The organism is Peribacillus sp. FSL K6-5616 (assembly GCF_038008245.1).
Taxonomy (GTDB): domain Bacteria; phylum Bacillota; class Bacilli; order Bacillales; family DSM-1321; genus Peribacillus; species Peribacillus frigoritolerans.
On the sequence record NZ_JBBOYT010000001.1, the window covers coordinates 3538416 to 3553460 of the forward strand.

The window sequence follows — 15045 nt, forward strand, 5'->3', positions numbered from 1 at the left end:
CCGATCCGCTACTAACGGATGGTCGTTTTTTTTATTTTACCTGCAGTGAATGCTCATAGGCTGCTTGGAACTTTTGAATGTCCCCCGCACCCATGAATAACACGACACTGTTATCATGGTTTTGCAATATAGATGTTGTGTTCTCCGTAATCAGCTCGGCACCCGGAATCTTATCTTGAAGGTCTTCAATCGATAACTTTCCTTGATGTTCACGGGCAGATCCAAAAATTTCACATAAGTATACTTTGTCGGCCAAATTCAAGCTGTCGGCGAATTCATCCAGGAATGCCTGCGTTCTCGAGAAAGTATGCGGCTGGAATACAGCAACAACTTCACGCTCTGGATATTTCTGACGCGCCGAGTCAACAGTTGCAGAGATCTCGGTCGGATGGTGTGCATAATCATCAATGATGATCTGACTTCCGATTTCCTTTTCGGAGAACCGGCGTTTAACTCCGCCAAAAGTCCGCAATTGGGCTTTCACAGCTTCCGTATCCAAGTTTTCATATTTACAAAGTGCAATGACACCAAGTGCATTCAACACATTATGCTTTCCAAAAGTAGGAATAGTGAATGTATCATAGTAATTGTTCCTTACATGCACATCAAAAGTCGTGCCATCCGGAGTGACGGAAACATTTTTCGCTTGAAAATCATTTCCTTCTGCAAATCCGTAAAAAATAACCGGTACTTTCGCCTGAATATGTGGTAAATGCTCATCATCCCCGCACGCAATGATGCCTTTGTTGACTTGAAGGGCCATCGTTTGGAAAGCCTCGAACACGTCTTCGACATTAGCGTAATAATCAGGATGATCAAAATCGATATTCGTCATGATTGCATAATCCGGATAATAGGAAAGGAAATGACGGCGATATTCACATGCTTCGAAAACGAAGTAATCAGAATTCACGATTCCTTTACCCGTTCCATCCCCAATCAAGAAGGATGTCGGTTTAGCGCCCCCCATTACATGGGCAAGTAAGCCGGTCGTCGATGTTTTACCATGCGCTCCCGTAACTGCCACGCTGATGAAGTTTTTCATGAAATCACCTAGGAAACGGTGATAACGGATAATCGGCAAATCAAGTTCTTTTGCCTTCAAGATTTCCGGATGACTATCCGGAAACGCATTTCCTGCAATGATGGTCATTCCAGGTTGAATATTTTCCTCGTTGAAAGGAAGGATTTTAATCCCGGCTTTCTCTAATGCCAATTGTGTAAAAAATTCTTTTTCGTAATCGGAACCCTGCACTTCAATATTCATATCATGCAGTATTTGTGCAAGAGCACTCATACCCGACCCTTTAATTCCCACAAAATGGTAAGCAGTCATAAAGCGAACCTCCACCAATCGTCTACCTGTATGACAGTATATGACGTCATCTTTTATTTGTTTTTCCATTACGAGACTTGTTAGTAACGCAATTTCTTCATAGGTTTTCAAGCTTTTATTTTCAATCATTCATCAACAAAAAACTATTATATCACTTTTTTATTCATTCATCCATGTCAGGCAGATGCCAATTTATCAAATCATTGGCTTTTCCCTCAATTAAGGTGATAAAAAAGGGTTTTCACCCTTTCACATTATATACAATTTCCTTTTATTAGGTTCTCTTAATTAACATGTAAAAATTCCAGCTCTTCTTCCGTAATCAATACATCCCTCGGTCTTGAGCCCCTGGATTCGGAAACGACTCCCTGTTGCTCCATCATTTCTATTAGGCGCGCTGCACGGTTATATCCGACACGGAAACGCCGTTGGACGCTCGATGCAGATGCGGCCTGCTGGCTCACGACAAATTCACATGCCTCGAAAAACAGTTCATCCGCTTCTTCCGTAACCTGGGCCCTGTTCAGCAAGTCTTCCTGTTCAAACAGGTATTTCGGCTGCTGCTCCCGTTTAACATGGTTGACCACTTGATCGATTTCTTCATCACTCACGAAAGTCCCTTGCAGGCGCACCGTTTTTGAAGAGCCGTTTTCAGCGAATAACATATCCCCTCTTCCCAAAAGTTTTTCTGCACCGCCGCTATCGATGATTGTACGGGAGTCGACTTGTGAAGAAACCGAAAAAGCGATCCTTGTCGGGATATTTGCCTTGATCAATCCAGTTATGACATCGACTGAAGGTCTTTGAGTGGCTACAATCAAATGGATGCCGCAGGCACGGGCCTTTTGAGCAATCCGGCAAATCGCTTCCTCTACATCAGCCGGGGACATCATCATTAGATCAGCAAGCTCATCGATGATCACCAGGATATAAGGCAGCTTGCTTGAATATTGACCGGCTTTTTCCGCTTGTTCATTAAAGCGGGTGATATCACGTACACCGGCATGTACAAACAATTCATAGCGCCGTTCCATCTCCTCTACAGCCCATTTCAACGCAGCCGTAGCGGCTTTTACATCGGTTATGACTGGACTGACCAAATGCGGGATCCGGTTATATGGGGCGAGCTCGACCATTTTCGGATCGATCAACAGTAATTTCAGCTCCTGCGGCGTCGCTTTATACAGCAAGCTGACCAGCATGGTGTTGATACAGACACTTTTCCCCGATCCCGTTTGCCCGGCTATCAAACCATGCGGCATCTTTCTCAAATCCGTGATAATCGGCTGACCGGATATATCGAGTCCTAAAGCCACGGCAAGCGGTGATTCATGCTCTTGAAACTCAGTACTTTCCAAAACCTCACGCAAAAATACCGGTTTGCTTTTCCTGTTCGGAATCTCGATGCCGATTGTATGTTTACCCGGAATGGGCGCTTCCATCCTCATATCCTGGGCAGCAAGGCTTAATTTGATGTCATCCATCAGGTTCGTCACTTTATTCACCTTCACTCCCGGCTCCGGATGCACCTCGAAACGAGTGACTGCCGGTCCTTGGGTGACATTGACGACCTTTGCACGGACATTGAAATTTTTCAATGTCTGATCAAGTAATACAGTCTGTTCCCCGAGCCACTCATCATCATGCACAGCATAAGTGGGAGGTGTCAGCAATTCGATATTCGGAAACACATAGTATGGATTATCATCCGCTTCCACGGATTCAAAAACTTCAAGGGCATTGCCCTGGCCACTTTCCGCTGTCTCTGTTAAAACGGCTTCTTGATACCCATCTCCAGAAATGGGGGATTCCTGTTCTAGAAGCGGCTTAGGGTCGGAACCAATAATGGATTCACCTGTATTTTCAGGCTCGGCGGCGGTTTCGGTGTCCAAAAAGGCAGGTGTAATGTCCAGAGTCTCCTCTTTCGGCATAACTCTGCCTTCCTCCGGCTTCCGTTCGGGAATGGCGGATGGTTCCACTTGTCCTGCCTCCATTTGGGCAGCATCATCCATAGCTCGTTTATCAGGTGAAACTACTGCCCTTTCCGGATTAAGGCTTTTTTTTTTCGGCATCATTTTATTCATGAAGCCATTTTTTTCCCGATCTTGCTTAAGCATCATCACATTAAATGGAATATGTTTTTTCGGACTTTTAGGCTGCACTTCAGGTATTGCCTCAGATGAGTCACTTTCAGGCATTGTCCCTTGACTAACGGATGGTTGAATTGATTGTACAGCTGCCTCCCCATGAACCGATATCGCTTCAGGCCGTGTGTCGTCCGCCTGTTCCATGATGGATACAGCGACTTCGCGTCCAAAATCGACTTGGTCCTGTTCAATGGCCTCTTTTTCTACCTCAGGCTCAATGATGTTAGGCTCGCTTACCGCTTCTTCTGGCAATGACTCAATGGAATTTCTACGAAAGAAAGCGGGTATCTCCGTATCTTCCCTTTTTTTTTCCGCTTGTTCCGGTATAAGAATGGCGGGTTCTTCCGTCATTTCCTCATGTGACGCATCTTTTGAGATTTCAGGGATCGATACCGGAATCTCGATAGCGGGTTCTTCCTTTTTAAGGATGGGCATTTTGCTTTCCAATTCATATTCGACAATTTCTTCAGAAGGGACTATTTTTTTTTCCGGACGACGGAACCCGTAAATGGGTGATGGGATTTCCGTTGGGCGGAATGGAGTATTTGACGGGACTATTTTTGAAGTTTCCTCCCGGTCAAAGCTTCTCCGTTTTGGTTCAGGATCCCTTACAGGCCTTCTCGTTGTTTCTTTAGTCACATTCTTCCCCTGTTTGGGTTCGTTGTCTTCCCTGTTTCTTTCCCTAGGTTTTCTTTTATTCTGCTCCCGGTCTGGAATGAGCGGAAACTTGAACTGGCCTTTTGGATATTGAAACAGGATTTTCGTATCCGGGTCTGGCGTCTGGGACATTTTTTCCACTTTTTGATTGTAAACCTTTATTTCTTCTTTCTTTGACTTCGTAAGCTTCGAAAAATCCATTTTCCTCAATGTCTCTTCATCAAGCGGTTCATCTATAATAATCTCTTCGATTTCAATAATTTCCTCTGCTTGGAACCATTTTTTCATCTTATTTAGCCATTTCAAAACTATCACTCTTTCTACATCTGTAGTTATGTAACTAATTCTACCAGTTATTTTAAAAATATCGAGAAAATTTAAGCTAAATTGGATTAGTATCTACTTTTTTATCGCATTCTTACTACCTAAACGTATTTCGCATAACTCCTACCCTATTAAACCCCTTCCGGAATGGGTTTAAACCTATCATCGCGAAATAACATTAGCCCCTAGTCTACTATTTAAATAAAACACAGCTATTAAATCGCGTTTACAAAGAGATTAAGTTTTCATGCTGACTTGAAAACAGACTGGCCAATTCATTGCATCATCCTTCATGAAACCTCCGGCAGAATCCAAATGCCTGTCGCAACCCATAAAACACCGTTCGTTAATACCGAACGGTGTTTTGTGGGTTTCTCCGTTTTTTTTGCAAACAAAGACCAAGGGACTAGTTCCATTCATAAAAACGGCAAACAACCTGCGCCACTGATTTGGAAGCGATCAAAAGGGCATCTTCATCAATATCGAATTTAGGATGGTGATTGAAATAAGCCTTCTCCACCCCTTTCGGTTTACAGCCAATGTAAAAGAAGCAGCCTGGTATCTTTTCTGCATAATACGAAAAATCTTCTGAACCTGAAAAAACCGGAAATTCGACAACCTTCTTGATCTCTTTGTCATTCATGCTTTCCAGGCTATTCTTCACGAATTCAGTCAGTTCAGGGTCATTATATAGCGGAGGATAATCGGGCACATATGTAAGTTCGCACTGAACATCGAATTCCGTTTCTATCCCTTTGACGATCCGGTGGATTTCCTTATCGATCAGCTGTTGGGTTTCAGCTGTCATATAACGGACATCCCCTTCAATTTCTATACGATCTTTAATGACATTAAAGCTTCCTTTTCCATCGAAGGAGCCAATTGTGACCACGCCCATATCAAAAGGGTTCAAGCGACGGCTGATTACGGTTTGTACGGCTGTCACGAAATGGGCCCCTGCCACAATTGCATCATTCGCCATATGCGGGGAGGAACCATGACCGCCCACACCCTTTATCGCAAGTTTGAAATAGGTCCGTCCAGCCATCGAATAGCCGCCGCGATACCCGACAACCCCTGCTGGATGCGACGGAAATAAATGGATTCCAAAAACAGCATCCAGTTCATCCAAAGCCCCTGATTCCATCATGCTTTTTGCTCCGCCTGGGGGTGTCTCTTCTGCATGTTGATGGATTATTTTAATCGTACCTGATAGGGAGTCTTTCAGCTCATTGATGCAGTCTGCCAGTACCAATAAATAAGCGGTATGCCCATCGTGTCCGCAGGCATGCATGACACCTTCATTTTTTGAACGGAACGGGACCTCCGCTTCTTCTGTAATCGGTAATGCATCGAAATCGGCACGGAGACCTATCGTTTTCCCAGGTTTTCCGCCTTCGATCGTTACGATGATCCCTAAACCATTTCCTACATTCGTTTGTATCGACACATCTTTCCCCTTATAAAAATCAATGATATATTGTGCCGTTTTCTCTTCTTTGAAGGATAGTTCCGGATTTTCGTGTAAATGACGGCGGATTTGAACGATTTCCCCTTTACGGGCTTCCAGCATGTTCATTAATTTGCTTTTCACGTTCACGATTATTCTCCCCCTTGGTCAGGTGTGCCTTTCGTGGACATTTATACATCAAGCCCCGTTGAATAACAGCGTAATTCGTTACTCTATATTGGACGATAAAACGGACAGAGGGTTTAGCTCCAAAGGATATTTTTGGTACTTGCTCCTTGGCGCCTCAATCTCGTTCTATTTTTTATCCATATTTTCAAAATATTACAATTATATTATCACCGATTAAAAAATAAATATCAACTACAAGAGAATTATAAACTCTATCAAACTTAAAAGGACCGCTGCCAGATGCTGACACGGTCCTTTTGTGATTCTCTATATTATTGTTCACGCTTTTTGTTTTTACCCATAATGAAGATGGGCTCCAACTCATTTTCTTCGTAAAGGAATGATAGAGCCGTTATCGGAACATGACCGCTGGCAAAGAAGCTCATCGCCATTTGCGCCAGAATATCATAGCCCGTATCATTCTTCACATCGGCAATGATGATGACATCCTGATGGGGAATGGCCACAGCCATGGTTCCCTCGATCTTGTCCTTCATTTCCCGAAGCCATGATTCATTCAGGATCCTGCTGGCATCATATCCATCATTCGTGTTCAAAAAATAAAATGCATTACCTGCAACGATATCCGACTTCATTTCAGTGGAGAGGGAACGGGCATTAAAAAGGGCAATTTCACGGATCCTGTCACCCTGCCAATTTTCCCGTTGAATCATCTTTTCATCTATAAGACGGTAGGTTTTACCTAAATCAAGGGCATAAAAAATCCGGGTTTCAGCTGTATGCTCATCGAATAAAAACGGATTTCCGTCTTCCGATTCCATTGGAAAGGAGGTCGAGCGGATGACTGGGAAAATGAATTTCTCCTTGCCTTCCATGCTGTGTTCTTCCCCCATTACATTCAGGGCCTCTTCCACGTAATAAATAATTTCATCGATGGCCTTTTCCTGTACGTTTTCATAGTTAGCAAGTACAGGAGGCAACTCGATGGTGATCCCTTTCCCGGTCTTCACATTTTCCACCCGTAACGTATCTTGCTTGCTATCGAATTTGAATGTCCGACCCTCATCCTTTAAACGTTCCTTCAAAATATTTTTCAGCTTCGTGCTGTCCATTTTCATGACTGACCCTCCTCTTCATTGAAAAATCCCCAGCGAGAAGGGGATTTTGATTATAGTGATTGAATGAATTCCTCAATTTGTTCTTGCGTTTTGCGATCCTTGCTTACGAATCTGCCTAGCTCTTTACCATTATCATAGGCGATGAAACTTGGTATACCGAATACATCATTAGCCGCACACACATCGATGAATTCATCACGGTCCACATAAATGAATGTAAAGTCAGGAAATTTCGTTTCTATCTCCGGCATTATCGGTTCGATTACACGGCAATCTCCACACCATGTAGCGGAAAAAAGAAAGATATGTTTGCCTTCATTTTTCAATGCATCATATTGCTCGACGGTTTGTAATTTTTCCATTTGAATATTCCTCCTGCTCTAAATGACACCTTAGTTTTTATAATCCCATCATACCAGACTCTCCGCGAATCAACCATTAATACGGATTGGTCGAAAGGCAGGGGTCAGCTTATTTCTGAGGCACGGATGAAACGATTTCCATCATTTGTTTTGCATCGGTTTTTAATTGGTCTTTATCCGTTTCCGTTGTCAGCTTCACCCCGCCGATCCCCACTGCAAGCTCATACTTTTCTTTCGGTATTTCTTTAATTGAAATAAAGCCGAATTTATCATCAGTTTGAAAAGAATGCAGCACTTCAAATTGATCCTCTTGTTCCTTAATCGCCAAATATAACACGGAGCTGTCTTCTTTTTCATTTGGATTGACAAATAATATATAAATCTGATCACCTTTTTGTAAAATCAAGTTATTATCATGTTCTTCCACTACTTTAAAATCCTTTGGCAGATGGACCTGAATTAGCCCTGCCTCTTGATTGGGCTGTTTTTCATCGTCACGAAAAGCCACTTCAGCAGCCTTCATTGCCTTTTCGGTTTGTCTCTCGATCCCTGAGCAGCCTACGATCAAACTGCTTATCAACAGGATAACAAGGAAATTCTTATTCGATAAAGCCATCGTCATTCCTCCAGCCGTCTCTTTTACTACCTTATGGATAATATTATCCTTATTTATGGAATTCATCCATTTTCTAAAAAACATGGTACAATGAAAGCAATTTTAATATCGAGGAGGAAAACAATGAAGTTAACCGTTTATCTTGCTGGGGAAATCCATTCAAATTGGAGAAGTGAGTTGAGAGATAAGGCCGCTGCACTGAAGCTTCCATTAGAATTCGTCGGCCCGATGGAAAATCATGAACGCTCCGATAATATCGGTGAAGATGTCCTCGGGGAACAGCCGAATCCTATCCTGAAGGATGCAGCCGCTTCCCAAATCAATAATTTGCGGACAGGTCTTTTGATGAAAAAAGCCGATCTTGTCGTCGCTCTGTTTGGCGAGAAATACAAGCAGTGGAATACTGCCATGGACGCAAGCACCGCCATTTCCCTGGGAAAACCGCTTATTTTGATTCGGCCGGAAACCCATCACCATGCCTTAAAGGAATTATCGGAAAAGGCGAGTGTCACGGTCGAATCCGTGAACCAGGCCATGAAGGTACTTTCTTATATTTTTGAAGACGGCCTGTAAATCTCCCTGTCCTTAACCAGTACAAGAATGAAGGGCTGATCATTTCATATTTACAAATAAAAAAGCTTGCAGGGGCAAATTAGATGCCTAACCCCCTGCAAGCGAATAACGATTGATTTTGATGGTTGAATACTATCCCTTTTTAATCGGAATCCAAATTTCGGAGTAATAGTCAGGGTTTGAAGCATCCGCATTGTCGTATACTTCCAATTCAGGAGTTCCGGCATGTTCATGACCGCTTGTAGGGAACCATTCGGAAAAAATCCGCTTCCAAGCTTGTTGCATGCTATCAGGCATAGGTCCGTGAACTTCAAATACAACCCACTTGGAAGCCGGTATCGTAAGGGTCGAAAACTCTTCAGGCACTTTCCCGGCATACTCTGCACCTATCCAATAATCCATCGTTTCAGTTTTTTCCACAGCCCGCTTATCGACACATACACCAAGCAAGCCATCTATTTGGCCATTGTTCAACTTCGCTAACCTATCTCCTGTTCCATTCGAATTGACTTTCTCCCACAACTTTGGAATCCCAATCAAATTCTCTTCATTAACCAAGGAAAACTCTTGCTTGATTCCAATCAATTGAAAGGAATCCCTTTCAAGGATATTGTATTTCATCGGTTTTGCCCCTTTCAGAATGACCTGTATCATCAGGCGTTCATAGAATTTCAGCTTCCCCATATACTTTCGCGCTTCGCTTGGAGAAACCCCATGCTGCCTTCGAAAAGCTTTTGAGAATGCCTCGGGGGTGTCATAGCCGTACTTGTAGGCTAAATCAATGACCTTGCCATTTGCGGATGATATCTCCTGGGCCGCTAAAGTCAGTCTTCGACGCCGGATATATTCACCAATGGAAATATCCGTTAAAATGGTGAAGGTCCGTTGAAAATGAAAAGCCGAAGCATTCGCCTGCCTGGAAATGCTCTCGATCGTAAGGTCCTCCAATAAGTGCTCTTCGATATAGTCGATGGCCTTTTGGATTGACTCTACCCACCCCATATCCGCTCACCCCCTGTCACTATAGTAGCAAGACCGCTCAATAAAACCCTGTCCTATTCTGCTCAGTTTTGGCAGTGTTCGTTCCATTCGAAGACGCCTTTCCATGACAGTGATTCATAAATCGTGCTTTCTCATTTTCAGCTTATATTCGTGTTGACCGGCTAGCATCCTCATGATATGAAGGAACATTTCGCCCCTGGTGATTCGCTCATTTGTAAATACGCCGATCGCCCCTTCCTTTTTGCTAATATTCTCTTGCTTTGTGAAGGCGTCCATCACCGGGCCCAACTCTTCACCCTCCAGCAGCTTCCCGGCAACGATTCCCGGAACCGGGATTCTCGCTCCGGCAGCTACAAAGACCTCACCGTCCCTCGTGGCCATTGCGCCCCAATTACACAGAAACAGGGCTTGTCCCATTTTCACGACACCGCCTTCAAGTCCGATGCCCACATCGGCATCACTGTGAATCAAGCAATTCCGGGCACGTGTCATGGCCCCCTCCATCGTTTCCTCGTCTGAAAAAGGCTGTTCCGGAACCCCGCTCCCCACTTGAAGCGAAATGATTTCAGCATCTTCATATACACCAAGCACGGCACTTACTTTCGCGGGATTCTTACTTCCTACTGCTATTTTCAATATAATTACCTTCCTTCTATGTAAAAAAAAGCTGATGGAAAAGGATTATGACAGCATCCCTTTCCATTTCAGCTTCCTCCATCAACCGTTTTTTATCAAGGTCTCGAATGTCGTTTTATCACAGGAACGAACCAATTTCCCTATCAGTTCACGGGCAGCGGCATAATCATCAATATGAATCATGGATGCATGTGTATGAATATAGCGGGAACAAATGCCAATCACCCCGCTTGGAATGCCTTCGTTTGCAATATGGACTTGCCCTGCATCCGTGCCGCCCTGGGAAACGAAATATTGATACGGAATCTCATTCGATTCGACCGTATCAAGGATGAATTCCCTCATGCCGCGATGCGTAACCATCGAACGATCAAAAATGCGGAGCAGTGCCCCTTTTCCCAACTGGCCAAATTCACTTTTACTGCCGGACATATCGTTCGCCGGACTTGCATCCAAAGCAAAGAAAAGATCCGGTTTGATCATATGAGCTGCAGTTTGCGCACCCCGTAATCCCACTTCCTCCTGCACGGTTGCCCCGGAATATAAGACATTCGGCAGCGTTTCACCTTTTAAATCTTTTAACAATTCAATCGCAAGTCCGCAGCCATAACGATTATCCCACGCTTTTGCGAGGATTTTCTTCTCATTGGCCATCGGCGTGAATGGACAAATCGGTACAATCTGCTGACCGGGCTTAATACCGATTCTCTTCACATCTTCTTTATCATCCGCTCCAATGTCAATCAGCATATTTTTGATATCCATTGGTTTTGAGCGTTGCGATTCATCAAGCAAATGGGGCGGAATCGAACCGATGACACCAATGACGGGACCGTTATCGGTTATGATCTCGACTCTTTGTGCCAAAAGCACTTGGCTCCACCAGCCTCCTAGGGTCTGAAAGCGGATCATTCCATTTTCAGTTACGGATGTGACCATGAATCCCACTTCATCCATGTGCCCGGCAACCAGGACGGTCGGCCCATCCTCATTGCCTCTTTTTACCCCAAATATTCCGCCAAGGCGATCTTGGACGATTTCATCCGAATACTTTTCCAACTCACTCTTCATGAAACTCCGAACTGCATGTTCATTTCCCGAGGCTCCCGGTAATTCCGTCAATGTTTTAAAAAGCTCCAAAGTCTCATGATTCATTTTTCTACCCCTAACTATGTATTGTTTCTTTCTATTTTACAAAACTTAGCATCATGTTACACTAGAAAGTTCTAATTTATCAGTTTATGGGTAAAATTTCAAATTATTAGTCAAATAAAGCGTTCTTCTGTATACTAGAAGAAGTGATTTTATAAAATGCAATGGAGGAGAAATCAATGAATTGGAAAACGTTTTTACTAGGTACTGCAGCCGGGTTTGCTGCTGGCTATGCAGCAAAACAATTATTGGATCAATCAAGTAAACCTTCTCCCGATAAAGTCTTGGCCCAAGTGAAGGAAACAGTCAAAAAGGACGGAAATATATATGGCTCATGGATCTTGATGAAGCCGGAGAACTATACAAAAAACGATTTGGACTATGAAGTGTACAAAGGCGGGATCACCAGAAATACAGAAGGTAAACGCGAGCAATTCGAATTTGTTGCAGATGCCTCGACAGGAACGATATTGGAGCTTAATGCACAAAATGATTGAAACAAAAAAAGGAGGGCCGTCAAGATGACGTCCTCCTTTTGCTTTCCTTCTTAACGCTTCCGTTTCAATTCGGCTAGTATCTCCTTACCCGTTGCATCCCATTTGATGGCACAGTATTGGGCATCATGGTAGAAGCTATACCAGGACCCATTTTCCAGTCCGGATTTCATCCACTTTTCCTTCGCCTCGATGGAAGTCATGGGATAATCATCATAAGCGAGGACCCAGAGGACATTCGCATGCGCGTGCGTCGGCATGATATCTGCCATGTGGATCAATCTATCCCCGCCATCTTCCATGATGATGATCGCATGTCCATCACTATGCCCCCCGGTATGGATCATTTTAATGCCAGCCGTAATTTCCTGTTCCCCTTCAAAAGGACGTACAAGAGAAGCTACAGCCTCCCAGTTTTCTGACCAATATGTACTTTTTGAACGAATATTCGGGTTTTTCATTTCCGCCCATTCCGTTTTGGTCGTGATGATTTCTGCACGCTCGAAAACGGGCACCCAAGTTTCACCTTCACGTTTCGTCAACCCGCAGGCATGATCGAAATGTAGATGGGTCATTAAAATGTAATCGATATCATTTGGCTGAATTCCAAGTCTGCCAAGATCTTCGACAAGATTGGATTCCTCCGTCACCCCAAAATTCCGTTTCTGCTTGTCATTCATCTTTCCATTGCCAATACCGGAATCTATAAGCATATTCAATCCATTGGCCTGCACCAAAATCGGATCCGTACGTAACTCGATTTGGTTATTTTCGTTAACGGGATACTTCTTGGACCAAAGCGGTTTCGGTACAACACCGAACATCGCACCGCCATCCAAGTGTGTCACACCGCCATTCAACCATGTTAATTTTATTTCCCCTATTTGCATCGTTTCCATTTTACCCCTCCTCTGCCTTTAGTTTAACACCCGCTTCCATATATTGAAATTGATAACAATCAAGTCATCCCGTAAATCATAAACAAAAAAACCAGATGCTGTGCACCTGGTTTCTGATCGTTGATTATTGGAACATTGCTTCCAATCGGTATATCCGATTGCCTTTACTCGAGAACTTTTCTTCATATTCAGTCATGATGTTGCCTTCAAAACTGCTGTTATGCAAATCAAGGCTTACAAATTTCAAGAGCATGCCGTATTCGGAAATACTTTTCAAGGAAGATTCGAATAACCCTTGATTATCCGTCTTGAAGTGAATCTCGCCTTTGTCCGGCAGGATGCCTTCATATACTTCGAGGAAGGTCTTATATGTTAACCGACGTTTTGCATGACGTGATTTCGGCCATGGATCAGAGAAATTCAAGTAGACGCGATCCACGTCACCTTTTGCAAAATAGTCCCCTAAGTTCGCTGCGTCAACATTCAACAGCTTTAAATTTGGAACATCCGCTTCAATCAGCAAGTCCAATGCTGCGACAATGACGCTTCCATATACTTCAATTCCAATGAAATTCACATTAGGATGGGCCTTTGCCATTTCTGTGATGAAACGGCCTTTTCCCGTACCCACTTCAATATATAACGGATTATCGTTTCCGAAAACTTCATGCCATTTACCTTTATGGCTCACCGGCTGCTGAATTACATATTGTGGAAAATCATTCAAACGGTCTTCAGCCCAAGGTTTATTTCTTAAACGCATGATGACACCCCTATTTATAATATAATCGTTCAAACCATAACACGAGTGTATGGATTCCTGCAAGTTGATTTTTTCAGGAAACACCCACTGATCAAATAAAAAAACTGCCGGCCATCCAGGCGACAGTCACTGTAGTTTTCATGTATAAAACTTTCAGCAAAACACACCATAAATAAGTGAAGGGCAGGCGAGTACCACCTGGGTATCCCTTGAATCCATGTTTAAGAAAGGAGAGGTATTATATGCCGCTTTCCCATGAACACCAAATGTCACTATTGAAAGATATATTGACCAACCACCAAACAGACTGCTGCGGATCCGTTTCTGAATGTGAACAGGTTGAAAGGCTCGTCAAATCCTTAATGATCAATATGGAAATTGACAGCAATGTGAAAACGATACTGACGGAGATTTACGAATACAGCCAGACGGGCATCGGTACCGCCGATTTAGATGCACATATTTCAACCCACCAGAACGACCTGTCCCAGTGGGTGGATGATATAGATCAATTCTGATCAGCTGAACATCAATAACGCTTCCAGTTTTTGCAGTAATTCATTTCTTTCCTCGTACCGCTTCCTGCGATGATGCCATTGGATGGAAAGCACAAGTTGTGAAACCGTGTGCCATTTCATCCTCATCTCCAGGCCTGCGTCAAGCTTCTTGCCGTAACGGGCAAGCCATTGATTCCATTCTTCCCTCGGGACATATGAATAAAGGAGTATGCCGAGGTCAATGGCCGGATCGCCTATGACCGCTCCGTCCCAATCAATCAGGAACAATCCGTCCGTTTCTGTCATGAGCCAATTATTGTGGTTCACATCACAATGACAGACGACTTTTTCGTCGCATTCAATCAACAGGAGATTGTTCTGTAAAAAATGGATGGCCTGTTTGATAATCGGAATGTCCGTAACATCCGAAGATAACCCGGTTTCTATGTCTGTAAGTATACTTTCAGGTCGTAAAGGGGATTTCCCAAGCCTTTTGAGCATGCTTAACAAAGGATCGGATTGATGAATTTTTTGAAGCAGCTTTGCGACTCTTATATTGTTCATTTCCTGCTGAGATAGCTCCCTGCCTTCCATCCAATGCTGGGCCGTAATTACATCCCCATTTTCCAGGCGTTTTGTCCACATTAACTTTGGAACAATGCCCTCAGCTGAAAGAACAGCTAAAAATGGCGATGAATTTCGTTTAAGGAAGAGCTTCTGCCCCTCTTTCTCGGCAATAAAGGCTTCTCCCGTAGCTCCTCCAGCAGGGGATATATCCCACTCCTGACCTAATAAATGTTCCAACTGGTTCACCTTCGATTTCCTCGCTTAATCATACAAATGTGGGTACGTTCACCTAGTGTATGTAT

The 15045-nt window shown here is 43.6% G+C and carries 15 protein-coding genes; 3 read left to right on the forward strand and 12 right to left on the reverse strand.

Annotated elements, in window-relative coordinates:
• Positions 1-31: 31 nt before the first annotated feature.
• From murC to MHB45_RS16975, 6 genes are all read right to left on the reverse strand, one after another.
• Complete coding sequence (gene murC / locus MHB45_RS16950) at positions 32-1336, reverse strand: UDP-N-acetylmuramate--L-alanine ligase (RefSeq protein WP_034309255.1); 1305 nt, start codon at positions 1334-1336, stop codon at positions 32-34.
• Positions 1337-1620: 284 nt separating this feature from the next.
• Positions 1621-4446 carry a DNA translocase FtsK gene (locus tag MHB45_RS16955; protein WP_410175761.1) on the reverse strand — a complete coding sequence of 942 codons (2826 nt, stop codon included), beginning with the start codon at positions 4444-4446 and terminating at the stop codon, positions 1621-1623.
• 424 nt (positions 4447-4870) lie between these two features.
• On the reverse strand, positions 4871-6058 hold the full coding sequence (locus MHB45_RS16960; protein ID WP_048682306.1) for an amidohydrolase: 1188 nt from the start codon (positions 6056-6058) through the stop codon (positions 4871-4873).
• Positions 6059-6375: 317 nt separating this feature from the next.
• Positions 6376-7182, reverse strand: a complete 807-nt coding sequence (locus tag MHB45_RS16965; RefSeq protein ID WP_048682251.1) for a DUF1444 domain-containing protein — start codon at positions 7180-7182, stop codon at positions 6376-6378.
• A gap of 50 nt (positions 7183-7232) precedes the next feature.
• Positions 7233-7544, reverse strand: coding sequence for a thioredoxin family protein (locus MHB45_RS16970; RefSeq protein ID WP_034309264.1), 312 nt, complete (start codon positions 7542-7544; stop codon positions 7233-7235).
• A 109-nt stretch (positions 7545-7653) separates the two neighbouring features.
• Positions 7654-8160 (reverse strand): hypothetical protein, encoded by a 507-nt coding sequence (locus tag MHB45_RS16975; RefSeq protein WP_048682248.1) that lies wholly within the window; start codon positions 8158-8160, stop codon positions 7654-7656.
• Between the two features lie 123 nt (positions 8161-8283).
• Here MHB45_RS16975 and MHB45_RS16980 point away from each other — a divergent pair, with 123 nt between their 5' ends.
• The gene (locus tag MHB45_RS16980; protein WP_048682245.1) at positions 8284-8733 is read left to right on the forward strand and encodes a YtoQ family protein; all 450 of its coding nucleotides are present in this window, start codon (positions 8284-8286) and stop codon (positions 8731-8733) included.
• A 132-nt stretch (positions 8734-8865) separates the two neighbouring features.
• On the opposite strand, the gene MHB45_RS16985 is transcribed toward MHB45_RS16980, so the two are convergent.
• The 3 genes from MHB45_RS16985 to MHB45_RS16995 form a co-directional block, all read right to left on the reverse strand.
• The gene (locus MHB45_RS16985) at positions 8866-9735 is read right to left on the reverse strand and encodes an AraC family transcriptional regulator (protein WP_048682241.1); all 870 of its coding nucleotides are present in this window, start codon (positions 9733-9735) and stop codon (positions 8866-8868) included.
• 114 nt (positions 9736-9849) lie between these two features.
• On the reverse strand, positions 9850-10371 hold the full coding sequence (locus MHB45_RS16990) for a DUF84 family protein (protein WP_072273389.1): 522 nt from the start codon (positions 10369-10371) through the stop codon (positions 9850-9852).
• Positions 10372-10452: 81 nt separating this feature from the next.
• Positions 10453-11526 carry a M42 family metallopeptidase gene (locus MHB45_RS16995; protein ID WP_340908017.1) on the reverse strand — a complete coding sequence of 358 codons (1074 nt, stop codon included), beginning with the start codon at positions 11524-11526 and terminating at the stop codon, positions 10453-10455.
• A 176-nt stretch (positions 11527-11702) separates the two neighbouring features.
• On the opposite strand from MHB45_RS16995, the gene MHB45_RS17000 reads away from it, so the two are divergent.
• On the forward strand, positions 11703-12020 hold the full coding sequence (locus MHB45_RS17000; protein WP_034309283.1) for a PepSY domain-containing protein: 318 nt from the start codon (positions 11703-11705) through the stop codon (positions 12018-12020).
• Positions 12021-12070: 50 nt separating this feature from the next.
• Here MHB45_RS17000 and MHB45_RS17005 read toward each other — a convergent pair whose 3' ends face one another.
• A complete protein-coding gene (locus MHB45_RS17005; protein WP_048682229.1) occupies positions 12071-12916 on the reverse strand; it encodes a YtnP family quorum-quenching lactonase in 846 nt (281 codons plus the stop codon).
• Positions 12917-13040: 124 nt separating this feature from the next.
• A complete protein-coding gene (gene trmB / locus MHB45_RS17010; protein WP_072273390.1) occupies positions 13041-13679 on the reverse strand; it encodes a tRNA (guanosine(46)-N7)-methyltransferase TrmB in 639 nt (212 codons plus the stop codon).
• A 242-nt stretch (positions 13680-13921) separates the two neighbouring features.
• Between trmB and MHB45_RS17015 the strand changes: the two genes are divergently transcribed.
• A complete protein-coding gene (locus MHB45_RS17015) occupies positions 13922-14197 on the forward strand; it encodes a YtzH-like family protein (protein WP_034309293.1) in 276 nt (91 codons plus the stop codon).
• Here MHB45_RS17015 and MHB45_RS17020 read toward each other — a convergent pair whose 3' ends face one another.
• Positions 14198-14980: a phosphotransferase family protein gene (locus MHB45_RS17020; protein WP_048682303.1), complete on the reverse strand. Its 783-nt coding sequence runs from the start codon at positions 14978-14980 to the stop codon at positions 14198-14200. It lies immediately after the preceding gene.
• Between the last annotated feature and the right edge of the window lie 65 nt (positions 14981-15045).